The sequence below is a fragment of the Gordonia sp. w5E2 genome, from assembly GCF_036540975.1.
GTDB classification, from domain to species: Bacteria; Actinomycetota; Actinomycetes; order Mycobacteriales; family Mycobacteriaceae; genus Gordonia; species Gordonia jacobaea.
Genome location: NZ_CP144213.1, coordinates 5,058,093 through 5,083,229 on the forward strand (window position 1 = coordinate 5,058,093; position 25,137 = coordinate 5,083,229).

General features: G+C 62.9%; 27 protein-coding genes. 10 read left to right on the plus strand and 17 right to left on the minus strand.

Going from position 1 to position 25,137, the window contains the following annotated elements:
• Positions 1–12: 12 nt before the first annotated feature.
• Positions 13–1,899, minus strand: a complete 1,887-nt coding sequence (locus tag RND64_RS22950; protein WP_049699455.1) for an alpha/beta hydrolase — start codon at positions 1,897–1,899, stop codon at positions 13–15.
• Positions 1,900–2,068: 169 nt separating this feature from the next.
• Here RND64_RS22950 and RND64_RS22955 point away from each other — a divergent pair, with 169 nt between their 5' ends.
• Positions 2,069–2,725 (plus strand): CPBP family intramembrane glutamic endopeptidase, encoded by a 657-nt coding sequence (locus RND64_RS22955; protein WP_049699205.1) that lies wholly within the window; start codon positions 2,069–2,071, stop codon positions 2,723–2,725.
• A gap of 414 nt (positions 2,726–3,139) precedes the next feature.
• Here the strand turns inward: RND64_RS22955 and RND64_RS22960 are convergent, their stop codons facing one another.
• A complete protein-coding gene (locus RND64_RS22960; RefSeq protein WP_049699454.1) occupies positions 3,140–3,481 on the minus strand; it encodes a winged helix-turn-helix transcriptional regulator in 342 nt (113 codons plus the stop codon).
• 295 nt (positions 3,482–3,776) lie between these two features.
• On the opposite strand from RND64_RS22960, the gene RND64_RS22965 reads away from it, so the two are divergent.
• From RND64_RS22965 to RND64_RS22980, 4 genes are all read left to right on the plus strand, one after another.
• On the plus strand, positions 3,777–4,859 hold the full coding sequence (locus RND64_RS22965) for a DUF6670 family protein (protein ID WP_049699204.1): 1,083 nt from the start codon (positions 3,777–3,779) through the stop codon (positions 4,857–4,859).
• A 70-nt stretch (positions 4,860–4,929) separates the two neighbouring features.
• Positions 4,930–5,448 carry an SRPBCC family protein gene (locus RND64_RS22970; protein ID WP_049699203.1) on the plus strand — a complete coding sequence of 173 codons (519 nt, stop codon included), beginning with the start codon at positions 4,930–4,932 and terminating at the stop codon, positions 5,446–5,448.
• On the plus strand, positions 5,445–6,584 hold the full coding sequence (locus RND64_RS22975) for a DUF6670 family protein (protein ID WP_049699202.1): 1,140 nt from the start codon (positions 5,445–5,447) through the stop codon (positions 6,582–6,584). The genes RND64_RS22970 and RND64_RS22975 overlap by 4 nt, the downstream gene beginning before the upstream one ends.
• Positions 6,581–6,994, plus strand: a complete 414-nt coding sequence (locus RND64_RS22980) for a nitroreductase/quinone reductase family protein (RefSeq protein WP_082946598.1) — start codon at positions 6,581–6,583, stop codon at positions 6,992–6,994. Before RND64_RS22975 ends, RND64_RS22980 begins: the two co-directional genes overlap by 4 nt.
• Positions 6,995–7,036: 42 nt before the next feature.
• Here RND64_RS22980 and RND64_RS22985 read toward each other — a convergent pair whose 3' ends face one another.
• The 6 genes from RND64_RS22985 to RND64_RS23010 form a co-directional block, all read right to left on the minus strand.
• Positions 7,037–7,771: an SMI1/KNR4 family protein gene (locus RND64_RS22985; protein ID WP_231894049.1), complete on the minus strand. Its 735-nt coding sequence runs from the start codon at positions 7,769–7,771 to the stop codon at positions 7,037–7,039.
• Positions 7,702–8,112, minus strand: coding sequence for a hypothetical protein (locus tag RND64_RS22990; RefSeq protein ID WP_082937805.1), 411 nt, complete (start codon positions 8,110–8,112; stop codon positions 7,702–7,704). The genes RND64_RS22985 and RND64_RS22990 overlap by 70 nt, the downstream gene beginning before the upstream one ends.
• A gap of 591 nt (positions 8,113–8,703) precedes the next feature.
• Positions 8,704–9,753, minus strand: coding sequence for an SMI1/KNR4 family protein (locus RND64_RS22995; protein WP_235434361.1), 1,050 nt, complete (start codon positions 9,751–9,753; stop codon positions 8,704–8,706).
• A 222-nt stretch (positions 9,754–9,975) separates the two neighbouring features.
• Entirely contained in the window at positions 9,976–10,764 is a 789-nt protein-coding gene (locus tag RND64_RS23000) for a hypothetical protein (protein ID WP_049699200.1), read from the minus strand.
• A 92-nt stretch (positions 10,765–10,856) separates the two neighbouring features.
• Complete coding sequence (locus RND64_RS23005; RefSeq protein WP_049699199.1) at positions 10,857–11,792, minus strand: PA domain-containing protein; 936 nt, start codon at positions 11,790–11,792, stop codon at positions 10,857–10,859.
• Positions 11,793–11,843: 51 nt separating this feature from the next.
• Positions 11,844–12,266 (minus strand): hypothetical protein, encoded by a 423-nt coding sequence (locus tag RND64_RS23010; protein ID WP_082937806.1) that lies wholly within the window; start codon positions 12,264–12,266, stop codon positions 11,844–11,846.
• Positions 12,267–12,557: 291 nt separating this feature from the next.
• On the opposite strand from RND64_RS23010, the gene sigM reads away from it, so the two are divergent.
• The 5 genes from sigM to RND64_RS23035 all read left to right on the plus strand — a co-directional run bounded on the left by sigM (position 12,558) and on the right by RND64_RS23035 (position 17,034).
• Complete coding sequence (sigM, locus tag RND64_RS23015; protein WP_049699197.1) at positions 12,558–13,121, plus strand: RNA polymerase sigma factor SigM; 564 nt, start codon at positions 12,558–12,560, stop codon at positions 13,119–13,121.
• A gap of 109 nt (positions 13,122–13,230) precedes the next feature.
• Complete coding sequence (locus tag RND64_RS23020) at positions 13,231–14,007, plus strand: anti-sigma factor family protein (RefSeq protein ID WP_049699196.1); 777 nt, start codon at positions 13,231–13,233, stop codon at positions 14,005–14,007.
• Positions 14,008–14,119: 112 nt separating this feature from the next.
• Positions 14,120–15,118 (plus strand): thioredoxin-disulfide reductase, encoded by a 999-nt coding sequence (gene trxB, locus RND64_RS23025; protein WP_049699195.1) that lies wholly within the window; start codon positions 14,120–14,122, stop codon positions 15,116–15,118.
• A 56-nt stretch (positions 15,119–15,174) separates the two neighbouring features.
• Positions 15,175–15,513 carry a thioredoxin gene (trxA, locus tag RND64_RS23030; protein WP_005205925.1) on the plus strand — a complete coding sequence of 113 codons (339 nt, stop codon included), beginning with the start codon at positions 15,175–15,177 and terminating at the stop codon, positions 15,511–15,513.
• A gap of 285 nt (positions 15,514–15,798) precedes the next feature.
• Positions 15,799–17,034 carry an N-acetylmuramoyl-L-alanine amidase gene (locus RND64_RS23035; RefSeq protein ID WP_331436323.1) on the plus strand — a complete coding sequence of 412 codons (1,236 nt, stop codon included), beginning with the start codon at positions 15,799–15,801 and terminating at the stop codon, positions 17,032–17,034.
• Between the two features lie 16 nt (positions 17,035–17,050).
• Here the strand turns inward: RND64_RS23035 and RND64_RS23040 are convergent, their stop codons facing one another.
• The 9 genes from RND64_RS23040 to rpmH form a co-directional block, all read right to left on the minus strand.
• Positions 17,051–18,043, minus strand: a complete 993-nt coding sequence (locus RND64_RS23040) for a hypothetical protein (protein ID WP_005205923.1) — start codon at positions 18,041–18,043, stop codon at positions 17,051–17,053.
• Between the two features lie 198 nt (positions 18,044–18,241).
• Positions 18,242–19,345, minus strand: coding sequence for a ParB/RepB/Spo0J family partition protein (locus RND64_RS23045; protein WP_064865227.1), 1,104 nt, complete (start codon positions 19,343–19,345; stop codon positions 18,242–18,244).
• A complete protein-coding gene (locus tag RND64_RS23050) occupies positions 19,342–20,316 on the minus strand; it encodes a ParA family protein (RefSeq protein ID WP_005205920.1) in 975 nt (324 codons plus the stop codon). The genes RND64_RS23045 and RND64_RS23050 overlap by 4 nt, the downstream gene beginning before the upstream one ends.
• A gap of 172 nt (positions 20,317–20,488) precedes the next feature.
• Entirely contained in the window at positions 20,489–21,145 is a 657-nt protein-coding gene (gene rsmG, locus RND64_RS23055) for a 16S rRNA (guanine(527)-N(7))-methyltransferase RsmG (RefSeq protein ID WP_064861929.1), read from the minus strand.
• Positions 21,146–21,383: 238 nt separating this feature from the next.
• Positions 21,384–22,067, minus strand: coding sequence for a Jag family protein (locus RND64_RS23060; protein ID WP_064861928.1), 684 nt, complete (start codon positions 22,065–22,067; stop codon positions 21,384–21,386).
• A gap of 151 nt (positions 22,068–22,218) precedes the next feature.
• Positions 22,219–23,436, minus strand: coding sequence for a membrane protein insertase YidC (gene yidC / locus RND64_RS23065; protein WP_064863563.1), 1,218 nt, complete (start codon positions 23,434–23,436; stop codon positions 22,219–22,221).
• Between the two features lie 7 nt (positions 23,437–23,443).
• Positions 23,444–23,923, minus strand: a complete 480-nt coding sequence (yidD, locus tag RND64_RS23070) for a membrane protein insertion efficiency factor YidD (protein WP_064863562.1) — start codon at positions 23,921–23,923, stop codon at positions 23,444–23,446.
• On the minus strand, positions 23,923–24,375 hold the full coding sequence (gene rnpA, locus RND64_RS23075) for a ribonuclease P protein component (RefSeq protein WP_064863567.1): 453 nt from the start codon (positions 24,373–24,375) through the stop codon (positions 23,923–23,925). The genes yidD and rnpA overlap by 1 nt, the downstream gene beginning before the upstream one ends.
• Positions 24,376–24,448: 73 nt before the next feature.
• A complete protein-coding gene (gene rpmH, locus RND64_RS23080) occupies positions 24,449–24,592 on the minus strand; it encodes a 50S ribosomal protein L34 (RefSeq protein ID WP_082933723.1) in 144 nt (47 codons plus the stop codon).
• Positions 24,593–25,137: the final 545 nt, after the last annotated feature.

Genomic DNA, 25,137 nt, shown 5'->3' on the forward strand with positions numbered 1-25,137 from the left:
ACCCCGCACGCACTACCCGTCGCGGTGCAGTCGCGGCTCGAGTTGCTGCGTCTTCTCGTCCGTCCAGCCGGGCGGCTGCAGGATGCGTGCCCAGGCATAGGGGATAGCCGACTGATAGTTGTGGCCGTGGCCGTCGGGAACATTGACCGACACCGCCATGTCGGCCGAGACCTGGAGGAAGGTGACGAACGGAATCCAGTGCGTCGCGCTGATGACGTCCCTGCCGCGCTGTTCCTTGAGCCAATCCGGTTCGCGCAGAATGAGTTGCGGCGACCACCAGGCGATGGGGTCGGACGCGTGCTGCAGATAGACCATGCGCGAGTAGTCCCACGGTGCGTCGGGCCGGTCGAGATCTTTCTCGTCGGCGATGAAGCGCACCTGCCTGCCGTTGTTGTAGATCGGCAGCCACTGCGGTGATCCCTTGTCGCGGCCCGCGGTGGCATCGTTCCAGAGCGTGTTGCTGAACGTCGGCCCGGAGAGCAGCGCGCCGTCGGTCCGCGCGGTGACGGTCGGGACCGTACCGAAAGCCGCTTCGGCGCCGAAGGATCCGAGACTTTCGCCGAAGACGACGAGCTTCGGACGCTCCGCTTCGGGAAGCTCGCGCACCTTGGCGTCGACCGCCTCGAACAGTGACGCACCCGCCTGGCGGGCTCGCTCCTTGTCGACGATGAACGAAATCCAGCTCGGCAGATACGAATACTGCATCGCCACGGTGGCGACGTCGCCGTTGTACATGTATTCGAGCGAGTCGATGGTCGCCTTGTTGAGCCAACCGGATCCGGTCGTCGACCCGATCGCGATCACCTTGCGCTTCAAGCCACCCGCGCGCACGAGTTCGTCGGCAGCCAACTGCGCGTTGGCGCGCAGATTGTCGCCGGAACCCAGTCCGACGAACGCTCGGATCGGTTCCATCGCCGGTTGCTGGTTGAACTCCGACAGCTTCGCGATGTCCGGTCCGTTGGAGACGATCACACGACCCTCACGCCCGAGCGACTCCCACGTCACCAGCGACCCGGGGCCGCCCGATCGGAGCCCGGACGTCGGGGGAGCGGTGTTCGGCCGGACCTCGTCGTTGGCGGAGGCGAATGTGCTGTTGAGCGCCTTCATCGAGTACTTCGCGACAACACCGTTGAGGATGAATACGGTCACCAGCGCGACCACGAGGAGTCCCGCGACCGCGGCAACGCGTGGCGGAGCGATCTTTCTGAGCTGTCGCACAAGCCATGTCACGAGACTCGCCCATGCTTGCCCGATCACCATCAACAGCACGAAGACGAGCACGGCGAAGATCGCGATGATCGGATACGCCGTCCAGGTGAGGTTCTCGACACCCATCAGATTGCGAATCTCGGTCTGCCACCGCGAATACCAGTACAGCATCACGACCGTGCCGATGATCGCGATCAAACCCAACGCAATCCAATAGTTTCGCTTCGGCGACGGCCAGCGCTCCGAGCGAGACAGCATGTACCGCACCAGCCAGGCGATGAACACACCGACGCAATAGCCGACTGCCGCAGCGCCACCCGACACGACGCCCTGGAACAACGGGCCGCGCGGCAGCAATGAGGGCGTCGTCGACAACCAGAGGAAGACCGTCCCGAACATGAGCCCGGCGAAACTGATGCGATGCGCATAGGCCAGCGCCGCGTGCCGCAGCTTCGACGACCAGCTCGACGACGACCTGCCGTGCTCGTCTTCGGCGTCGGGCTTGCTGTCTTGGTCCGCCTTGCTGTCTTGGCCCGCCTTGTTCTCGACGGCGGGCTTGGTGTCGGCTGCCGCTTTGCTGTCGACAGTGCTGGGCTCGGCGAGTTGGCCGTCACCGTCGGGTGTAGGACCCGAGGTACTGGTCTTCGACGACGCATCGTGCTCGGAGCCGGTCGCTGGCTTGTCTGGCACCTGGGCACCCTTCGTGGTCATCGGACATCGATGTGACTCGTGAATCCTAAACCTGTGCGACGCTACCGTGGTGAGCCGCAACGACAATGTCTCATCCGCGAGCTCACGCTTGCCCGATTCTCGAAAGCGTCGTCGACTGTGGTTGGTGCCAATTGTTGGTGCCGCGTTAATGCTGACCGCGCAGATGTGCGCTCATTTTCTGCACTTTCCGGGCGTCGAATGGTTGGTGACGGTCGCCGCGGTGGTTGCAGTGTCCATCGCGCTCGCCGCGGGGCTCACTCACGAGGACCTGGGCCTCGGCGGTGCGGGCCTGCGCAGCGGCGGACGATACGCGTTGGTCATCGTCCTTGCGGTCGTTGTTGTGGTCGTTGTCGGCGTCGCCATTCCGCCGACACGCGAGCTGTTTCAGAACGACGCCTATCGCGACCTCGGACACGCGCTACTGGCTGCGTTCGTCGTGATTCCGTTCCAGACGGTGCTGCCCGAGGAGTTGTTCTTCCGTGGTGTGCTGTTCGGCTCGCTGCGTCGACTCACGACGCCCACCCGCGCCCTGCTGATCCAAGCCGTGCTCTTCGGCTGTTGGCATGTGGTCACGTCACTCGGACTCACCGCGGGCAACGCGGGCCTGTCAGACCTCTTCGGACAGACCGTGTTCGCACAGTTCATCGGTGTCGTGGTGGCTGTCGCCGTCACGGCAGCAGCAGGTGTGCTTCTCGGATGGCTCCGCGTGCGCAGCGACAGTCTGCTCGCTCCCATAGCCTTGCACTGGGCCGCCAATGGCATCGGTGCCGTCGGCGCCGCGCTGGCTTGGCGGTTCGGGGGATAGGCGGTCCGAATAGGCGCTCGAACCGGACAGTACACGCGACGATCCGACAACCCCGGTTCGCGCGGCACAGACGAGGTCCGGCCGAATTCGGCGCGATGGCTGGGGCCCGTGTCCGCCGGCGCGGAAAGCAGGGGAAGGGTCCGCGCGGCATCCAGCCGTGCAGAAACTAGGGGAAGTATTCTTTTCCCGGCTTGTGTACGTTTCCGTGAGTTGTTTCTTGGGGAACGGTCAGGGACTCGAGGAAGAGTTCGACAAGGCACCTTAGAGCCGCGTCGCTCGGCCGGGAAAGCAGTAATGAAAGCCACGATTGCGATCCCGATCTTCGATATCTAGGCCGACGCCGGAACTCCCAAGCGGTATAGAGCACATGCCGCCCGCACTCTCCCTTTACGCGACCTGTCGGTGAAACGAGGGTCAATCACGGTGCGCCAATTTCCACGACTTCGCCCATAACTCGAGTGGCCCCAGGCTGACCAGAAGCGCTGCGCCGTGCGTCGTCAACCGGTAGCCCGAGCGCCCTTTGGTGACGATCTTCGCGTCGACCAGCTCGTCGAGCCGCTGAGACATCGTTGTCGGAGACGCCTCGGGAATTCGGCGACGAAGGTCGGAGAATCGCACCGCTCCGAAGCGGAGTTCCCAGAGTATCCGCAACATCCATCGACGGCCCAAGAGGTCGAATGCGGCCATGATCGGCCGACCAGTCTCCGAGCCGCGGACAGCGTTCCCAGGGATGGGAGCTGACTCGTCGTCGGACATGGTTTCGAGAATACCGGGCGACTTCAGCCCCTGAGCGCTGCCACACCCTTGCATCTTTGGTCCAATTAGTGGACTATCGATCGGTATGTCAGTCGGCATAGTTTTATGGCTAGCCCGCGCGGGGAACGGCCCCGAAACCCGTCTGTACTGGCAAACTGTCGTTGACAGCAGTCGCCCGGCGGAGCGACAGCTAGATGATCGATGCATCCGAGCAACCCGAAGTGGTTCATAGATTGGATTACACCGTGTATCAACAGAGACTTCGCGAACCAGATCGTCGACCAGGGCAGCCCGCGTGAACGACCGCATATCGACCGCCGCGGCCGCAGCCATCGTGCAGGTCGCACTCCCATTGGCCGACCGGCGAATCGACGCATCGCAGAAGCCCTATGCGGGCAGCCCGGAACTGATCCCGCACGAGGCATCGCGGCGGTGGGGCTTCACGCATTTCGGAGTCTTCGTGCCACGGTTGCCGGACCCGCATCGATACCTGAATACGATGACCCTGATCGGTGCGACCGGAACCGAGTTGTTCGACAATGACGGGTTCGTCGTCGAGCCCGATGCCCGACGCACGACGACAGTCTTGTCGTCGACAGCACACGGAGATCAGTACCACTACCAGCGCTACGACGCGCGCCGCGATTGTGACTTGGCCGCAGACGGCTCGAAGCTGGCGTGGGGTCAGGACCTCGAGATCGAGGTCGCACTGCCGAAAGTGGCGGTGCGAGGGCGGTATTCGACGTTTTCTGTCGATCTGAATCTGGAGGTCACCGACAATGTCGCCTACTTCACCAAGTCCCCGGTCTATGACCATCTGAGTCTGCTGGCACCGTACACGGGCACGATCACAGACGATGCCGGCGCGACCTCCGTGGAGGGGCTGGGGACCTTTGAATACTGCCGCGCGATGACGCCGCAGAACTTCTCCGCGTCCCCGTTGCCACCACGACTCAAACTGCCGTCGGACTATTTCACCTACCAGATTCTCCAACTCGATGACGTCACCCAGGTGCTTCTCACTGAGGTGCAGGCACGCGGCCAATCGGCGTGCCTGATGGCGCATCTACGGACCGCCTACGGTGATCGACAGGTCTTCGACGACATCGAATTCGAGGTGATCGAGTGGGGTCGCGACCAGGTCGATCCGTGGGGACGCGGTATGCCTGTGCCGCAAAGACTTCGGTGGCTGGTTCGCGACAGCCAAGGTCACGAGGTCCTCGTAATCGACGGCGAGGTCGATGCGCCGTGGCGGTTCGGCCACGGCCGTGGCTACGTCGGCGCTTATCACTACACGGGCACCTTTCGCGCAGCGTCCATCGCCGACACCGGATACATCGAATGGATTGATCTGCGCCGCAAGCAGAGTCGGTCGTAAGCAGACCGGCGGACTGCACTCAGCACAGACGACACCCAGCACTGATCGACTATCAACCAAAGGAGCGCCCATGGCCATCTGGACCACCCTTGACCCCGTCGACCTCAGCTACTTCGACACCGCACAGCACAGCTTCAGCTACGACGTCGACGTTCCGGGCGCTGATCCCGACACCGTCTGGGCAGATATCGTTGCGCCGCAGCCGTTACCGTGGGTGCGCGCGCTGCGCGGGCACTACCTGAGTCCCGAGCCCCTCGGCGTCGGCAGTCGCCGCGAAGTAGCCGTGCTTCGGGGCGTGATGACCTTGCGTGAGCATTTCTTTCTGTGGGACAACACCATTCACCGGCACAGTTTCTATGCCACCGAGGCGAGTGTTCCGCTGTTCCGATCCTTCGCGGAGGACTACCACGTCACAGCGTTGGGATCGGGGAGTAGGTTCACATGGCGTTTCGCGTTCGACGCCCACCGCGGCTTCGGCCCCATCGTCGCCGCAGGTGTCCCTCTCAATCGCCGCCTGTTCGCATCGATCATCGGGGATACCCAGCGCCACTTCGATACCCAGTACCCGGCCCGAGGAGGAGTGCTATGAGTTCCGCGCAGTGTGCAAGGCCATCCGCACGTCCGGTTCACTACACCAGCACCGATCGGTCCGGCGGCCTCAAGCGTCTCGGGATCTCAGCGGTCGCTCGAGTGATGCGTACCTCGAACCACAACTCTGCCGTCCGTGACGACCTCCCCAAAGATCTGACGTTCCCCCCGAGTTCGACGCGCGTGCTGACCAAAGGTGCCGCGCACTACGGCATCATGATCCCCGACCTACCGGAGCCGCATCGATTCCTTGCCCACATGATCGTGATCGGCGGCACCGGATTCCGCGCCTGGGACGACAACGGCGCCATCCCCGGTCGGCCGCGCGGGGTCACGCAACTTGGCTGGGGCACAGCGCAATCCGATCCGACCCGCTCCTTCCACGTCTTCGGCGTCGACGGAACGGAACTGGCCGACGACGGGAGTGTTCTCCGCTTCGGACAGAATCACACTTTGAGCGTCGACTACCCCTCGGTGCACCTACGCAGCACCCTCGACGACCTGAATGTCGCACTCGATCTGCACTGCACAGACGACATCAGCTGGGTCGCCGATAGCGAAATCTACCGCCACTACAGTCTCCTGTGTCAGTACGAGGGCACGATCGCATCCAAAGACTCTGCCGCGCAACAGGTCAGCGGAACCTGCACCTTCGAGTACGGCATCGGCTACGCGCCGTTCATGGACCTGCCGCGGATGCTTCCCACGCCGCTGAAGATCCCCGCCGATTTCTTCACCTACCACGTCCTCGATCTCGGGCCCGGAGAGCAGATCGTTGCGTGCGCGCTTGGCGCCTTCGGCCGCCATACCGCCCTCATGGGCGCAGATATCAGGCAGGTGGGCACGGGCGTACGACGGATCGGAGTCGAGGCAGAGTTCACCGTGACCGAGTTCGCCTCCGTACCAACCAGTTACGACGGCCGCGCCGAGATGGTACTGCCGACCGCGTTCACCTGGCGTTTCACCCATGACGACGGCACGACCTCCTACATCGACGGAACTGTCGATACTCATTGGCTCTACGCGGGCATGGGCTATATCGCCGGATACCAGTGGCATGGCGAGATCGAAGGACGAACGCGTACGGGGCAGGGATACCTCGAATACTCGGACCGACGGGCAGGAGCACTGCGATGACCGCGACGAGAGCATTGACGGCTACGAGCCTGCTCCAGCGGATGGGCACCAACAAGGCTGTGTCGCAGGTCATGCGGCGCTCGGTTCCGCTTGATCGTTCGATCGCCCGACTCACCGGCGGACGGCTCCATCTCGTACCCCGCGCACTTCTGCCCCAGCTGATCCTCACCACGACGGGACGTCGAAGCGGCCAGCCACGAACGACGCCTCTCATCTACATAGAGGACGGCAACGACTACGTCGTCGTCGCATCAAATTTCGGCCAAAACCGCCGGCCCGCATGGTCATACAACCTCGAAGCAACACCAAGCGCCACCATCACCATAGGTCGCCAGACAAAGTCGGTACACGTCCAGCGCCTGACGGAATCGGAGCGAACCGCCATCTGGCCCAAGGCAATTGCGACGTGACCCGCCCACCGATCATCGACGTCGAGGGCCAAGCAGTGATCGTCACCTGCGCGGACGATACTTGTGCGTGTCTTCGAAGACCACTTCGAAGGTTCCCGCCTCCGCGGACTCGATGAAGTCGTCGATGCTATCGGCCTGAACGATGGTGTCCTCCCAATCACGATGGCCCGGGAACATCATGACGACAGGGCTTGCGTCGCCGACACGAGTGTCCAACTGCAGTCGGCTCGATCCACCGTCGTTGCCGATCATCGCAGCGCCGATGCGCGGTGACCACTCATAGAACGCGTTCGTCACGTCGGCAATATCGGCGGGTGTGAAGAGTTCGAAATACTCTGGGCCCTCGGCCTTATCGAGGACACTCGCGCCGGTGAGATATTCGACCCAACGCTGCGGAAGCCGAACACCAAGCGCTTCCTCGGCTGAGCGCACCTCGTCAAGCGAACTGCCCGGGCGGTAGGTGAACCGGCGAACCGCGTACACCGATGCCGCACCCACGCCTGTATCGCCGAGTGCGTCGGGCGCGACGAGCTCGTTCGGCGGTAGATGGTAGATGTCGCAACAGATTCCCGGCTCGACGCCTGCCCGTCCTCGTGTGACGACGTCGGTGAAATCATCCCCACTGACCGTCGACGTCGCGTGCGCCATCGCCTCTGCCAGCGTTCCGCGCTCGGGCATGTCCGCCGGTCGTAGCGCCGCCAGCCAGATCACGGCGGACCCTGCTGCAGGATGCGGTCCTCGCGCATCGCTGGCGTCGTGATCTCGTAGATCAGCCATTCGCCGTCGACCTTTTTCAGCGTGAACTCGATGTCGCTACCGAAGCTTGGTGAGGGCGTGCCCGTCGATGTCCCGTCGGTGCGCGTTTCGGCGTAGTCAGTGGTCAGCGTGGCAGTATCACCGGTGATCGTGAGATCCCGTCTGTTGGTGTACTGCGCATTGAAGTGCACTGCGTCGAGTTGCTTGCGCCGTCCGGCGAACGCCTCGTCCGATCCGCCGTAGTAGAAGCGCTCGGGGGCGTCCAGAGTAAGCGTCGCCAAGATGTCGCGACGCGAACCGTGAGACTTCGCGTGCTCGTAGCGATCCACCGCCGCGTATATCTGTGACTCTTGCGATGACATCGAGTTTCAAGAACCCTCTCTCTGTGATTCATTGGGCCGGTTGGGTTTTCACCCACAGTCGCGCGACAGACCGTGCGACACCCTGGTCGGGAAATCGACCTGAGACTCGCACTCGGTACGGCCCGGTGCGACTCCATACAACGATTTCGTGGATCTCATTGGTGTCGTCGAATCGAGTGACCAATTCGTACCCTTCGTCGCCGAGATTGTCGACCGGCCGAACCGTCGACGACGTCGTCCTGCCGTCGAACCGGGTACTGGGCGTTTGTGACTGCTCCTCGAGGATAGGGAGAACACTATCGCGGAGCTGACCGTTGTTCTTGAACGACAAGAGCGAGAATGCGTAGCTATGGGGAAACTCGACCAGGCACGACACCTCCGTGGCCCCTTGTTGACGTATGACGAGGGGCCACGACTCGGCGCCCACAAGGCTGCGTAGTTCGTCAGGTGAGGGACACTGGATGTCCTCGACGTCGTAGGCCATGTGTGCCTCCGTGATGGTTTCGGTGTGACCTTCTGGTTCATTACGTGAGACTCCGGGATCGGATCCAGACCGGTGTTCAATACAGGGATCCACGACGTTTGTGTCACCTATTGAGTTGGCTGCGTCCGCACCCAGAGCCGCGCGATTCTCAGCGCAGTGTCCTGGTCGGGGAAAGCGCCCGAAACCCGCACCCTGTATGGACCCGTGCGACTCCACACGGCGACTTCGAAGACCTCGTTGGTGTCGTCGAAGCGCGTGGTCATCTCGTACGCTTCATCCCCGAGATCGTTGATCGGCCGAATGGTCGACGACGTTGTCCTGCCGTCGGTCCGATCGCTAGGCTTCTGTGCCTGCTCCTCGAGCACCGGGAGGACGCTGTCACTCAATCGACCCTTGTTCTTCAACGACAGCATCGAAAACATGTAGCCGTGCGGAATCACAACCAGGCACGAGACCTGCGTCGCTCCTTGTTGGCGGGTGACGAGAGGTGGCGAGGTTATGTTGAGGGACTTACTCAGATCGTCGGGCGACGGGCACTGGATTTTTTCGATGGCGTAGGCCACGTGCGTCTCCGTGATCGAAGTGGTGTGCTCTTCTTCTGGTCTTCTGGTTCGGTGGTCGAACACGCTGAAACACCGCTGGCGACCGCGAACAGCGTCGCTACGAGTATCGCGCGCCGAACCCAACATTCTTTCATCTCCAGCGAGAGCTGCTAGATCGGCGACCGCTGATTGGAGAGACACCTCGATGCCTTGCTTCAACGTGATCTCGGGAATCGGATCGAGACCTGTATTCAATGCCGACCGCGCACGGCCGTCGTTCGACTCGCTGGGAAAGACATAGATGGTCTCCGGTGAGTACGGCACGACAATGATCGGAATGAGGACCTGGGGATCCACGACGCTGTCAGGCCACGAGTCTGGCGGGCACGACGCAAAGAAGATGTCGCGCAATTCGATCAGCTCGGCCCAGTCGGGACCGCCGATGTCCTCACACGACAACAGCGTGAAACGTCCGGCGAGCCCCACCCAACCGTTGGCCCTGCTGAGCAGCGCACGAGCGTCGGAATCCAGACGTGCCCCAATTCGAGCTTCAGCCGCGTCGATTTGCGCGGGCGTGGCCGGCGGTCGTGGCCCGGACGGCTCGGCGCCCGGCAACGGGACCTCAAGACCCTGCTCGACGAGTTGATGAGACACCTCGGCACACCGAATCACCAAGCTGTCCCAGCTATCTGAATCCGCCGCGTCGCCGATCGTCGTTTCTCCCACGGGTTGAGCATAGATACGGTGCCACCGCGCCTCGGCCGCTGCGAAGAACTCGCTGGGGTATCGAGTGGACTGTCTGCCAGAACCAGAGGAGCGTGAGTGGCCGTCCAGTGCCTACGTTTTGGCGGTCATGAGTTCGCAGAGCATGTCCTCGATCGCAAGCGCGAGGTCGCTGATCGGCTCCAGCGTGTCCGCACCGTCACCCCAACCAGTGTTATCGGCCTGGCGCTGATCCACTGCCCACGCCCGGTTCGATGTGCCTTCGGCGATCACCCGCAGCTGCGAAAAGTCGGGCCACTGATCCCGCGGCACAGCGGCTTGGTAGTCACCCTCGCGGTGCACGTAGATCATTTCCGCATCTGGGTCGACGTAGTCGATCCACAGCTCAGACATCGTGGGCATGTCCCGAACCGCCAGAAGTCCCTGGTCCCAGGAATCAAGCATCAAGCCATCGTGCAGCGTAGTCGCCAGGTCGCCCAGCACGGACCGAACCGACCCCCACCACGGAGGCAACTCCTGTCGGAACGGCTGTCGCCCGATCCAGGCGTTAAAGGGTGCGACGTGGTCGAGATCCCGCGTGATGTAGACCAGTGCGATCTCAGTGGTGTCATCATCGGCATGGTTTTCGCGTCGAAGATCGCGAACTGCGTGGTGCGGAGTCGTCATTCGTGACAGACCTACCTGAATCACGTTGTCCTCCAGGTAGTCCGCCACCCGGGGTAGTCGCGGGCATGCCTCGCGCCACAGCGCCGCAACACTTTCCGCAGCACACTCGCCCGCGGCGAGGAGGTCACGCCAGACTTGAGGCAGGCCACGCGACTCCTCCGGCGTCAAACCGTCCGCTTCCAGATATGTTGCGTGCCACGTGCCATAGAAGGACGCTCGAATCTCATCGGCGTTCACACGAACCCTCCCTCACCTGAGCATTTATGACGGTACTAGTTGCGCGATCGCACTTAACTTCTCTACCTCTTACCGTGGCAAAACGCAGTTAGCTAGATTGGCGATGAGTTCACCTGCCCATGAAAGGAAACACTGAGGGCACGGCCATTAACAAGCAGCCGGATGGATTCCGGTTCGTCGCAGACAAGCACCGGAATCTCGGTCAGATCAATTCGTGGACTCTGCCAGCGCGCGTCCGTCAGACGCTCATCGGAAATGATGACAAGCCCGGCTGCCCCCTCTCGTCGAGCAACGTCGTACTTCTGCTCAAAGCTACAGCCACCGCGGTAACCCACGACGAACTTGCCGCCAGTGTTTGCCCGGCCTGCCTGGCATCCGTCACCGGACACTGTTAGCGGCACTGAAACGCTATCGGTTCCGGTCGAGAACGGAAATGGCTTCAGGCTCACCGGCGTACCGTCAACGGACGCATCGACGGCAGACGCCACGTACGAAAACCTCGTCTTCAGCCCCGCTTCGGGCAGCGGAGAAAATGAGCCGTGCTCGGTCGAGTTCCGGCCGGGTTGAGCATCAGATCCAGTGAAGGAAGGTCCACTGAGAACGGTGGTACCGGCGATGCAGGCTGCGGCTAATCGTCTCAAGTGCTCTTCTGTGGATCCCTCAGTTGCCGCCTTAGTCAGCAGGCGCTCAAAGCGGGCCGGCATTTCAGAAGACCCGACGACACGCCAATGAATCGCGTCGTGCTCGGTTGAGAACGCGGTTGTATAGAGGTGAGGTTCCACCATCTCGTATTCATATATTTCGAAAGCGAGTTCTTCGACGTCGATAGGTTTTGCCAGACTGGCCGGATCGTAAACAATTCCTAATGCTCGGCGGGCATCCCACATCAGATTCGATCGGAAGACAATAAAGATCAGCCCTTGCTCGACCCAGCAAGCCAGCAACGAGATGTCGTCGGAGAACGCGGACCCGGCGACGGACGCTATACGCGTCAGATGTCCTGCCAGCCCATGGGTTTCGACTGTCACCACAACGTCCTTCTGTCTACATTCCCGTACCCAGCTTGGCCGCCAGCCTGATCACGGCGGACCCTGCTGCAGGATGCGGTTATTGCGCAATGCCGGCGTCGTGGTCTCGTAGATCAGCCATTCGCCGTAGACCCTATTCAGAGTGAACTCGATGTCTTGGCCGGTGAGTGTCCTCGGCGTGTCCGTCGGCGACCCGTCGCTGCGTGTTTCGACGTAGTCGGTGGTCAGCGTGGCGGAATCACCGGTGATCGTGAGATCCCTTCTGTTGGTGTACTTCTCGCTGTACTGGGCGGCGTCTAGTTGCTTTCGCCGTTCGGCGAACGCCTCGTCCGATCCGCTCAGGAATTCGCGCTCGGGGGAGTCCGCGGTGAGCGTCGCCAGGATGTCGCGCCGCGACCCGTGAGAGTTCGCGTGCTCGTAGCGATCCACTGCGGCGTGTACCTGCGACTCTTGCGCGGACGTAGGCATCGGCATCGAAGTCTCCTCATGTGTGCCGCAAGCTGCAATCAGAAGCAGGCTCATCGTCGTGGCAACAACGACGACAGCGCGCGCCCTCCTCAGAGGACTCGGCTGAGATCGAATGTGCATCGTCCACTGCTTTCGTTGCGGTATGGCAATAGACCCGGTGGCGCGATCGTACGGGGGATGCTCATCGCTCTTTCCCGCGGCGGGCGCTCTGCGCCACCCGATCCCCAGCCCGACCTCCCTCCACAGCCGACACGCCAACCCGACATACGCGACACCGCGCTGCACTAATCTCAACCCATGCCAGGGGGAACCAGCGACACACGCAGCGACGAGCACCTGCTCACCGCCCATATCAACGGCGACCTCCACGCCTTCTCCACCCTCATCCACCGCCACCAAGAACGCCTCTGGGCCGTCGCCTACCGCACCCTCAACAACCCCGACGATGCCGCCGACGCGCTCCAAGACGCACTCTTCAACGCACACCGAATGGCACACTCGTACCGGGCCGACGCTCGAGTTTCGACCTGGCTGCATCGCATCGTCGTCAATGCTTGCCTCGATCGGATACGACGAGATAAGTTGCGGCCCACAGTTTCTCTTCCTGAGTTCGAGATTCCAGCAATGGCTGCGCGCGAAGACCGCTATGCGGCGGTCGATCTGTCGATGACCATTGGCGACGCTCTCGCGCAACTCCCGGAAGAGCAGCGAGCCGTCGTCGTCGCGCTCGACGTCGAAGGCCTCAGCATCGCGGAAACGGCGCAGCGATTAGGAGTCGCTGAGGGAACCGTGAAGAGTCGTTCGTCGCGGGCGCGTCTCCGGTTGGCGAAGTTGCTCGGTCACCTCAAGGAAGACTCATGAAGACGAGATTCGAGGGAACCAATCCGCGTCGATCAACGTCGAATGTGGCAGTGGACGAGCCAGGCCGCGATCACGGCCACAACAGTCGGGGGAGCAGGACAGCGCAACGATGAACACGCCGTATCCCGAACCGCCCTATTCGGAGGATCTGCTCGCCGACCTCCACGCCGGCGCGCTACCCGACGATACCGCCGCCCACATGCGCGCGCGGATCGCCAACGACCCCGCAGCCCAGCGTGTACTGGCTGCCCTTGACCGCACCACCGACTCGCTGCGTTACCTCTCCGATGAATCGAAACCCGTTCCGCCAGAAGTCGATTCGCGGATCGCCGCGACACTGTCGGCCATTCAGAACGACTCCAGGGCGCGCCACGACGCGCAGCAGGCGTCGACGGCCCCCGTCGATCTCTCCGAACGTCGACGACGTTCGACGACCCGCGCCCCGCGTGCACGGTTCGCAGCCCTGCTGGTGGGTGCCGCGGCTGCGATCGCGATGCTCGTGGGAGTCGTCGCAGTCATCGCCACCAGGACCACGGACGAACCGGGCGCGGGAGTGCAAGCGCAACCATCAACCTCGGCCAACACGACGCAACCCGATACAACGCAGCTCGACGGCGTCGAGAAGGCTTCGGCGTTGTCCGTGCTCGGAAAGACCGCCCACGCGCCGTTCGAATCCGACGAAGCGCTGCGGCGGTGCACCGCGGCCAACGGTGTAGCGGCGTCAACTCCGGTCCTCGGTTCCGGCGAGATCACGGTGGGAGGGTCGGAGCGTGTGGTGATTTTGCTCGGGACCGGAGTCGCCGGGCGGTTCGACGCGCTCGTCGTCGAGCAGGGATGCGATACCGACAACCCGGCGACGGTGTCGCGCACCAGACTGGGTGGGTGAGCGCCACGGCATCAGCAGCGGGAACATCTGCCCTTAGGCTTGTGTTGAACGAGCCGACAACGCGCACCGGAGAACCAGCGGTACCGCGCGTCGCCACAAGCACGGAGGACGGATGAGCCAGACAGACAACCAGCAGATCCACGACCTGATCATCATCGGGTCCGGACCGGCCGGATACACCGCTGCCGTATACGCAGCCCGCGCCGAATTGGCACCGGTCGTCTTCGAGGGAACGCAGTTCGGCGGTGCGCTCATGACCACCACCGAGGTCGAGAACTACCCCGGATTCCAGAACGGCATCCAGGGTCCCGCGCTCATGGACGAGATGCGTGAGCAGGCCATCAGGTTCGGCGCCGATCTCCGCATGGAAGACGTCGAGGCAGTCCGCCTGACCGGCACGATCAAAGAGGTCGACGCCGGCGGCGAGACGCATCGCGCCTATGCGGTCATCCTCGCGATGGGTGCCGCTGCCCGCTACCTCGAGATCACCGGCGAGCAGGAACTCCTGGGCAGGGGAGTCTCGGCGTGTGCCACCTGCGACGGCTTCTTCTTCAAGGACCAAGACATCGCGGTCATCGGCGGCGGCGATTCGGCGATGGAGGAGGCCACCTTCCTCACCAAGTTCGCCCGCAGCGTGAAGCTGATCCACCGACGCGACGAGTTCCGGGCGTCGAAGATCATGCTCGAGCGCGCTCGCGCCAACGACAAGATCGAGTTCGTCACCAACTCCGCCGTCACAGGCGTGCTGGGCAGCAACTCGGTGACGGGCCTCGAACTGACCGACACGCGGACCGGCGACAAGCAGAACATCGACGTCACCGGCATGTTCGTGGCCATCGGTCACGACCCGCGCAGTCAGCTCGTCCGCGGTCAGATCGACCTCGACGACGAGGGCTACGTCAAGGTCTCCGGCCGCACCACCTACACGTCGGTGCCCGGCGTGTTCGCTGCGGGCGACCTCGTCGACCACACCTACCGGCAGGCCATCACCGCCGCAGGCAGTGGATGTGCGGCCGCGATCGACGCCGAGCGGTGGCTCGCCGACCAGGGCGACATCGAGCCGATGCCGATCGAGGGTGACGTCGTCGCAACGGTCGCACCGACCGTCTGACCAGCTGTTTCATCCCCAACCCGATACCTTGCACCACGTCCAGAGGAGGACACATCATGGGAGCAAACACCGTGGCCGTCACTGACGCCACCTTCAAAGATCAGGTACTCGAGTCCAGCGGACCGGTCCTCGTCGACTTCTGGGCGACCTGGTGCGGCCCGTGCCGCATGATCGCACCGGTCCTCGAAGAGATCGCCCGTGACTACGGCGACAAGCTGACCGTCGCCAAGGTCGACGTCGACGAGAACCCCGGCGTTGCCCGTGACTACAAGATCATGTCGATCCCGACCATGATCCTGTTTCAGGACGGCAAGCCGACCAAGACGATCGTCGGCGTCAAGGGCAAGGCCGCGCTCCTGCGCGACCTCGACTCCGTCGTCGGGTCCAACGCCTAACCGACACCTCAGCAGTGACGTCGCTCACGTACCTTCGTGAGCCGACCAGGCCATCGTCGAACACCTCACCTGGCGTTCGACGGTGGCCTGTACTGCTAGTTTGGCATCACGAACTATCTGCTGCGTGTCGTCGGCGGCGAACGGTAGCCTCGGGGACGCGGCACAGAGTGGATCGGTTCAGCCGCGTGGATGAGTTTTGCTCACATGCCACGACCTGAGACAATTCACTTTGGTTCAATGTCGTCCGTGTCCCCTCACGGCGACATGTCCAATTGAGGAGATGAGATGCCAACGTTCCGACTGGGAGATCGTGGGTCGGCCGTAGCCGAGATTCGATCTATCCTCTCCGGACAGGGACTGCTCAGCTCCACTCCGGGCCGTCACGCGGCACCCGAGAGCGCAGGAACACCTACGCCGAACGGCCCTTCCAACGGGGAAGCGGCCCAGACCGGTGCGGTTATCCACAGCACCGAGGACGCCCTCTTCGACATCGACGTCGACCACGCAGTGCGCGCGTTCCAGCAGCAACGCGGACTGATCGTCGACGGCATCGTCGGCCAGGCGACGTATCGATCGCTGCGCGAGGCGTCGTATCAACTCGGCGCGCGAGTACTCCTGTACCGACTGTCGGCTCCCATGGTCGGAGACGACGTCGCCACACTCCAAAGCCGACTGCAGAACCTCGGCTACTACACCGGACTCGTCGACGGCGTCTTCGGCGAGAGCACCCACAACGCGGTATGCCTCTACCAGAGCGAGTACGGACTCTCCGCCGACGGCATCTGCGGTCCGGCGACGCTGCGCGCACTCGACCGGCTCGGTACCCGTGTGACCGGTGGATCGCCCTACGCGATCCGCCAAGAAGAGCATGTTCGACGCTCCGGCCCCCAACTGTCCGGCAAGCGGATCGTCATCGATCCGGGAACTGCTGGGATGCACGCACTTTCGACCGGAGCGGTCGCCGAGTTGGAATCCCGCGTGCTGTGGGATCTCGCCGCTCGCCTCGAGGGCAGGATGGCCGCTGCAGGAATGGAAACCTTCCTGTCGCACGACGGTCGCGGCCACGCATCCGACGACGAGCGTGCTCGGGTGGCCAATCTCGTCGATGCCGACATGATGATCTCGCTACGATGCGGACACCACGAGACACCCGCTGCGAACGGCGTCGCGTCGTTCTACTTCGGTAACAACCGCGGGTCGTATTCGACCATCGGGCGCAACCTCGCAGACTTCATCCAACGTGAGATCGCCGCTCGCACACCGCTGACCGATTGCCGCGTCCACGAACGCACCTGGGACATCCTTCGGCTCACCAGGATGCCAGTTGTCCTCATCGACGTCGGTTACATCACCAACCCCGACGACGCCAAGGTGCTCGACGACCCGCACTATCGCAACGTGATCACCGAGGCCATCCTCGTCGCGGTCAAGCGCCTGTACCTGCTAGGCGAGAACGACCGCCCGACAGGGACCTACACGTTCGCAGATCTCCTTGCGGCCGAACGTATTTCCGGTTTCTGACCGGTAGCGGATCCAGTTACTTCTCGCGATCTCTGTCGCGGCTGGTTTCTGCGTGTCCGCGTGGGGTTGTTCGCGCGCCACTACGACTACCGGCCGGAACAGTGAGCCGCTCTCTGCCGACCAGATCGATCGCGGCCATCACGACGAGCTTCTCCAAGGCGCTCTCGACTCCGACCTTCCAGCCGAGTCCTTCGTCGAGCTCCAGGCGAAAGCGGGGGAACCTCACATGCGACGCAACCACGTCGAAGGCTGAATCCTTCAGGAGTCCGGCGTCGATCATGCATTGCCCACACAGATCCTGACCCGGGCCGTCGAGGATCTCGCGCGCGATCTCGACGACGGCCTCCTCCGACCACGTACTCAGGTCGCCGAAATCCGTTGTGTCAGAGCTCTTTCTGTCATCTGATGATTCTTCGTCACCGAGATACGCTGCGGGAGAGTCATACTCGCGCTCGAGTGCGTCGCGCGATGATCCGTGACGAGAACTGCCGTAGCGGGATCCACCGTGTCGGACGAAACCGAACGCTTCGACGGCACGGACGCCTCGTCGAATCAGATCGGTGACCACGGCATCGATAAGGAGGTCGCCCGCTTCCTCGAAACCCGGCTCGGTGCGCACAGAAGTGAGTAGCACCGCGTCGGCGCTCACCGGCGACGTCGGAAAGCTACGTGAGCGGGGGACGCGTCCGGGCGGAGCGTAGAGCGCCGCGCCAACGACAACGCCGGTCGACGAATCGATCGCGATCTGGCCGCAGGTTCCCCATTCGAGGAGGACCGACGAGATCCACGCCTCCTTGTCGAACTCGCTCTCGAAGTTCGTGAGACTCGCCGGTCCCGCCGGTGTCTCGGAGGACGACGCGGAGCCGCGCAGGGGAGAGGGATCGTCATCGGAAGCGGTGGACGCCGCGTTGGTGAACGACGGATCGACTTCCCAGAACACGCAACGACGGGTGTGCGGGGGCAATGACTCGAATGCTTCGAGATCGAGACTGGAAATCGTGAAGTTCATTGTGAATCCTCGCCTCGACGCATCGGTCGAGTGCCCACGAAAGTGAAATCTGATGTGTTGCAGGGTGTTTCACTGTTCATGTGCTCGGTGTGCTGCTCGACTGTCACTGTGACGAAACTTTCGGATGCGGTGGGTCACGAATTTTCGTGGGTATCGCCGACTTCGGTTGCTATTTTCTCGCCGAGTCGCCGATCGTTGCTACGTCTTCGGTTGGATCAACCCCACGATACGTTCGAGGTCGTCGACCGAGCCGAACTCGACGACGATCTTGCCCTTGCGTTTGCCGAGGCTGACGGTCACGCGGGTGTCGAGGCCGTCGGAGAGTCTCTCGGCGAGATCTTGCAGACCCGGCATCTGCATCTGCCGACGCTTCGGCGATGGGGTGGGGGTCGACGGTCCGTCGCCACGGTTGGCGAGAGTCACCGCTTCCTCGGTGGCTCGGACCGACAGGCCTTCGGCGACGATGCGCGCGGCAAGCGCTTCCTGCTGATCGCTTCCGGTCTCCAGTGACAGCAGCGCGCGTGCGTGGCCGGCCGAGAGCACTCCCGCGGCAACGCGGCGCTGCACGGGAATCGGGAGCTTCAGCAGGCGGATCATGTTGGTGATCACCGGGCGCGAGCGCCCGAGCCGGGTGGCCAGTTCCTCGTGGGTGACGTCGAACTCCTCGAGAAGCTGCTGATACGCGGCCGCTTCTTCCAGAGGGTTGAGTTGGGCGCGGTGAATATTTTCCAGCAGGGCGTCGCGCAGCATGTCGCCGTCGGGGGTCTCGCGAACGATCGATGGGATCGCCTCGAGTCCTGCTTCCTGACTGGCTCGCCAGCGTCGCTCGCCCATGACGATCTGGTAGAGCACGCCGTCGGGTGTCGGGGTGGCGAGCTTGCGCACGACGATCGGCTGCATGAGCCCGAACTCTTTGATCGAGTGCACGAGTTCGGCCATCGCCTCTTCGTCGAAGACGCTGCGCGGCTGGTGCGGGTTCGGCTGGATGAGTGTGGGCGCCAGCTCGCGATAGACAGCCCCAACTTCGTCGACGGTTCCGACGGCAGTCGCGTTTCCGTCAGCGCTCGACCGTGTTGCATCGGTCGACGTCGTCGTGGAGCCCTGCGCGCTTCCGGTCGTGGGGGAGGAGGGAGCGCCGTTTCCGCCCGAGCTACCAGCGGAGTTGCCCTTGCCGATCACGACATCGGCGGCAGCAGCGCCGAGTCGGGGAGCGCTCGACTCGTTCTCGGATGGTCCGGTCGGGATGAGGGCTGCCAGACCGCGGCCTAATCCTCCGCGTCGTTGGGCGTCTCGTTGACTCATTGCTGTCCTCTCGAGAGGTCCGTGGTGGAGGAGAATTCGTCTTTCGCGCGCATGGCGAGTTCGCGCGCGGCGTCGAGATAGCTCATTGCTCCACGTGAACCCGGGTCGTACTCGATGATCGTCATTCCGTAGCCGGGCGCCTCGGACACCTTCACGCTGCGGGGGATCACGGTACCAAGGACCTTGTCACTGAAGTGGCGTCGTACTTCGTCGGCGACCTGGTCGGCGAGTTTGGTGCGGCCGTCGTACATCGTCAGCAGAATCGTCGAGACGTGGAGATTCGGGTTGAGGTGCGCTTGGACCAGCTCAATGTTGCGGAGGAGCTGACCGACGCCCTCGAGTGCGTAGTACTCGCACTGGATGGGGATGAGCACCTCTCGAGCCGCGACCATCGCGTTGACGGTCAGCAGACCCAGCGACGGTGGGCAGTCGATGAAGATGTAGTCGAAGCCGAACTCCGCGACAGACGCGTCATTGAGCGCATTACGGAGTCGGTTCTCGCGGGCGACCAGTGAGACCAGTTCGATCTCGGCGCCGGCCAGGTCGAGGGTCGCGGGTACGCAGTAGAGGTTCTCGTGGCTCGGACTCTGCTTGACTGCCTCTTTGAGCGTGACCTCGCCGAGGAGCAGCTCGTAGACCGACGCGATGTCGGGTGCGCGATGGTCGATGCCCAGAGCTGTGCTCGCGTTGCCCTGCGGGTCGAGGTCGACGACCAGAACGCGCAGCCCGTGCAGCGCGAGCCCCGAAGCGAGGTTCACGGCCGTGGTCGTCTTCCCGACGCCGCCCTTCTGGTTCGCCACGGTCATGACGCGCGTGTGCGGGGGGCGGGGTAACTGGCCAGCACCTCCAGGGGTCAGTACTTGACTGGCTCGGGCTGCGGCGGCGGCGATGGGAGTGTCGTCGAACTGCTCGGGCGTCGACGTGGCCGGCGGAATCGTTTCACGTGAAACATCCGGCTGTTGGTCGGTCACGCTGTGGCTCCTCTGCGATATTTCGTAAGCATCGTCGGCGTCCAAGATTGTTTCGCCCCTCTATCGTGCAGCACGCACGATCCCTCGCCCACACTCCGATGTCCTGTCCATTTTGCTCCCTCGAGCCGTCGCAAACCAACTGCAGACGTCAGCACCTCAGACCGTCGCATTCTCACCTCGTTCGACGGCGTTTCGGCGCACCGCGCTTGTCTCCGATCACCAAGGTCGTCGGCTGGTCGACAACAGACTCGCCGACATATTCGACGCGGAGACCGGCGATTCCGTTCCGTTCCGCGGCCTTCCGATCCCGTTCGATCTCCTCTGGAGCCGACGATCCCTTGAGCGCGACGAGTCGACCTCCATCGCGAATCAAGGGAGCGGACCATCGACTGAGCCGATCCAGGGGAGCCAGCGCCCGAGAGGTCACGACGTCCGCGGGTTCGACTTCGGCGAGGACCGACTTCTCTTCAGCGCGCCCGCGGACAACGTATACCGGGAGACCAAGAGCGTCGACCGTCCGCAGGAGAAAATCACTTCGACGCAGCAGTGGCTCGATCAACGTGATCGTGAGGTCGGGACGCGCGATCGCGAGCGGAATGCCGGGCAGTCCAGCACCACTGCCGATATCAATGATCGTCTGGCCGTCGTCGATGACTTCTTGGATCACAGCGCAGTTGAGTATGTGGCGATCCCAGAGTCGCGGGACCTCCCTCGGTCCCATGAGCCCGTGGTCGATTCCATCGGTGGCTAGGATTCTGCAGTACTCCTGAGCTAGCGGGAGACGATCGCCGAAGATCGATGTCGCTGCCGGGGGAGGGGAGTCCGCCACAGCGGCGCGTTCCGCGACGTTGTCGCCGTCGACAGCGGACCCATCACCATGCTCGCCATCGGACTCATCGTGTTTCACGTGAAACAGTGCCTTTCCCTCAGCGCGGCGTCGGCTCCATGTTTCACGTGAAACACCCGAACTACACGCATGTGATTCCTACCGGTGAAACAACGAAGTCCCGGCCGAAACCGGGACTTCGTTGCTTGTGATCTCCAGGCGCATCGCCGCGGACACCAGTTCAGTTCTTGATGACTACCACGCGGCGCTTCGGCTCCGCGCCCTCACTCTCGCTCATCACTCCGTCGACAGCAGCGACAGCGTCGTGCACGATCTTCCGCTCGAACGGAGTCATCGGGTCGAGCTGCTCCCGCTCTCCCGACTCCAGCACACGCTCAGCAACCTCGCGGCCAAGTCGCGCGAGCCGTTCGCGGCGATCCGCACGCCACCGCGCGATGTCGAGCATCAGCCGGCTGCGATCGCCCGTCGCCTGCTGCACGGCAAGCCGGGTCAGTTCCTGAAGCGCATCCAGAACCTCGCCCTTACGGCCGACGAGCTTCGTCAGGTCGTCGCCTCCGTCGATGCTGACGATCGCGCGGTCACCGTCGACATCCAGATCGATATCGCCATCGAAGTCCAGCACGTCCAGCAGCTGCTCGAGGTAGTCGCCAGCGATCTCGCCTTCTTCGACGAGACGCTCCTCTTCGTCTTCCTCGTCAGCGTCGTCGTCCATGTCTTCGCTGTCGACGTCGTCCGCGTCAGTTGCCACGTCATCGCGGACCGCGTCTGGGGCCTCATCGTCGTTGACATCAGACGTCGACTCGACGGTAGCCGTGTCGACGGCCTCCTGGCCCGCGCCGGCCTCGAGAGTCTCGTCGTGCTCGGTCGACTCGGCGTCTGCGTGTGTTGCAGTCTCGGCTGTCATATCAGTTGCACCTCGCTGTGTGTTCATCGGTGATGTCTGTGTTGGGGGTGGGGAGAGGCTTTCGAAGAGTCGTGCCGCACGGGCTCCGGGCTGTGTTTCTGCGCGGACGTCATGTACGCCTCGCAACACCGCTATCCGGATCGGCGGCCGATCATCGTCGACCCTTCTTCCCACCCCTCTTGTTGCGCTGGTTGGATGATCCCTGTTTCTTCGGACCCGACCCCGAGTTGCCAGAACTCTTCGACGACGCTGCTCCCGCGGGTTTGGCGCCGGGCTTCGGTTTGCTTCCGACGACGTGCTGCGTCGACGACGAGCCGTCGTCGGATCCGCTGTCGAGTGTGGCGTCGACGTCGAGATCCTCGGCCGACTCAGCCGACGAATCAGCACCATCAGAGTCCGACTTACTGAGCGACGGGGAAGGCGACCCCGAGTTCTTGCCCTTCTTCAGCCGATCGGGCCGCGCACCGGGCTTGGGGGCGTTCGCCTTGAGCTTTTCCTGCTTCGCTTGGCGCGCCGCCTCTTCTTCCTTCTCGATACGACCGAACACGATGTGCTGCTGCCCGTACGTCCAGATATTGTTACTCATCCAGTACAGGAGGATCGCGACGGGGAAGAACGGACCGGTGACGAGGATGCCGAGCGGGAAGACGTACAGCGCCAGCATGTTCATCATGCGGGTCTGCGGATTCTCGAGTGCGGCCTCGGGTTGACGCGCGACCGATGCGCGCGAGTTCATGTGCGTGGCGATCGACGCGATGATCATCATCGGGATGACGACGATCGCGATGTTCAGACGTGTGAAGTCGATCGGGTGACCCGGCTCCACGAACGCCTGGAACTCGGAGACAGGCTCCGTGATGTACGACGAAAGCGGCACACCGAAGAGGCGCGCGTCGAGGAAGTTTCGGACCTGCTCCTCATTGAACGCATAGTTACCGTGGCTGCGCGTCTCTGCTGCGGTCATATGCAACTGACCCATGCCGGTCGCCATACGGTTGAACGATCGCAGCACGTGAAACAGACCGATGAACACGGGGATCTGCAGCAACATGGGCAGGCAGCCGAGCAGGGGATTGAACCCGTGCTCTTTCTGCAGCTTCTGCATCTCCTCGGTCATCTTGACCCGATCCTTGGCGTACTTCTTCCGGATCGCCTGAAGCTGCGGGTTGATCTCCTGCATCTTCTTCGTGGTGCGGATCTGCTTCACGAAGGGCTTGTAGAGGATCGCGCGCAGCGTGAAGACGAGGAAGATCACCGACAGCGCCCAGGCGATGCCATTGCCGCCCGGGGTGTTCGGTGTGATGTGGTCGAACACCCAGTGCCAGACCCACATGATCCAGGAGACCGGCCAATAGATGAAGTTCAGCACGGGACAGTTACCCCTCACTCTTCGCGGAGACACCCACGCTGATCGTGGTGTCCTCCGTGATTACACGTCCGCGCACCGTCGGCCCGCCATCAGCGGATCCGTTGTGCGTCGATGGAAACTCTTGGTCTTGCTGGTCGTCGAGACCCTGATCGTCGAGACGCTGATCGTCGAGAGGCCGGTCGTCGGAATCCTGATCCGGCTGCGGCATCCACGGCCACCGGAACGATTCCTCGGGCACCGGGTCGTAGCCGGGCTTGTGCCACGGACCGCATTTGAGCAATCGGATCACCGACAGTGCACCGCCGTAGAAGAAGCCGTGGCGTGTCAGTGCCTCAACCGCGTAGCCCGAGCAAGTCGGTTCGAAACGACAGGTTGGCAAACGCAGCGGCGACACCCAGGTGCGGTACAACTCGATCAAGAAGATCACCACTCGACGTGGCAGCAGATGGCAGAACCGGATGAATGCCTGGATCGACGACGCTGACATCACAAAATCCTGCCGGGAGATACAGTCGATGACCCGCTCGGACAGGGAGAGTCGAGCAGCTCGGCTGCGAGTCGTCGAACTTTGGCGTGACGCAACGCTTTGCGAAGTTGGGCGGCCAACTCGACGCTCGACACCTCCGCAGCACTGGGGAGAGCACGCACGACGACAGAGGTGTCGGTGGTCGGACACTCGTCCATGACTTCCGCGAACGCTGCCCTGATCCGGCGCGCCACGAGATGGCGGGTCACGGCATTGCCGACCGACTTACTGACGATCAACCCGAGCCAGGGTCCGCCCGACGTCGCGACATCGATTCGACGACCCGTCTCGTCGGGCCAGCGCGTCGGCAAGATGGACACCGTCAACAGCAGATCACGCGACGATACCCGCACGCCCTTCTTGAGCGTGCGGGAGAAGTCGGATCGTGTGGAGATCCGATGGATTGACGCCATCACCGACCCAATCGCCACCGGAGCGTTCCGACGACGGGCGTTGCCGCCGCCGGGACTCGCGGTGTTGTGCAGATCAGGCCGAGAGCTTTGCGCGGCCCTTGCTGCGACGGGTGTTGACGATTGCACGACCCGCGCGGGTACGCATACGCAACCGGAAACCATGCACGCGTGCACGACGACGGTTGTTCGGCTGGAAAGTCCGCTTGCCCTTGGCCACGGCTGGTACTCCTTGTGTTCGTACGTGAGCACGCCAACTACGCGCGCACCCACGATCTCCTGAGTGGTCTGCTTATCCAGGCAGCGGTGCCGGACTCGTGCCGGTTGGGTGACCCCGTTTCCGCCGAACGAACCGCACGCGGTCCAGCCTTCGAAAAACAAGAACGCCACCACGCAAATCCGCACACCTGGATGACCAGTCGAGACTACTGGACCCGGTGTACTCAAATCAAACGAGCGGATCCACACCAACGTCGTGACCAGCGATGACGAGTGCCATACCTGCCCACGGCCTGCGTACGCGCCATCCTCGACGCCGTCCGGGACGCACTATTTGTGATCTGCCCGAGTCAATTCGAGCCTTACGTTGTCGGCTTCGTGGTGGTTCTGTTAGCGTCGTTCCCCAGTGACGGCGACCGATACGCCACTCACATCTCCACGACGCGATCGCGGCGTCGGACCCATCCCGACTTGGTTGTACACAGCTGTGGATAAGTGTGTGGACAAGTCGGCTCCCGAACCGGCATCGTGGGTCCCCGATGACTG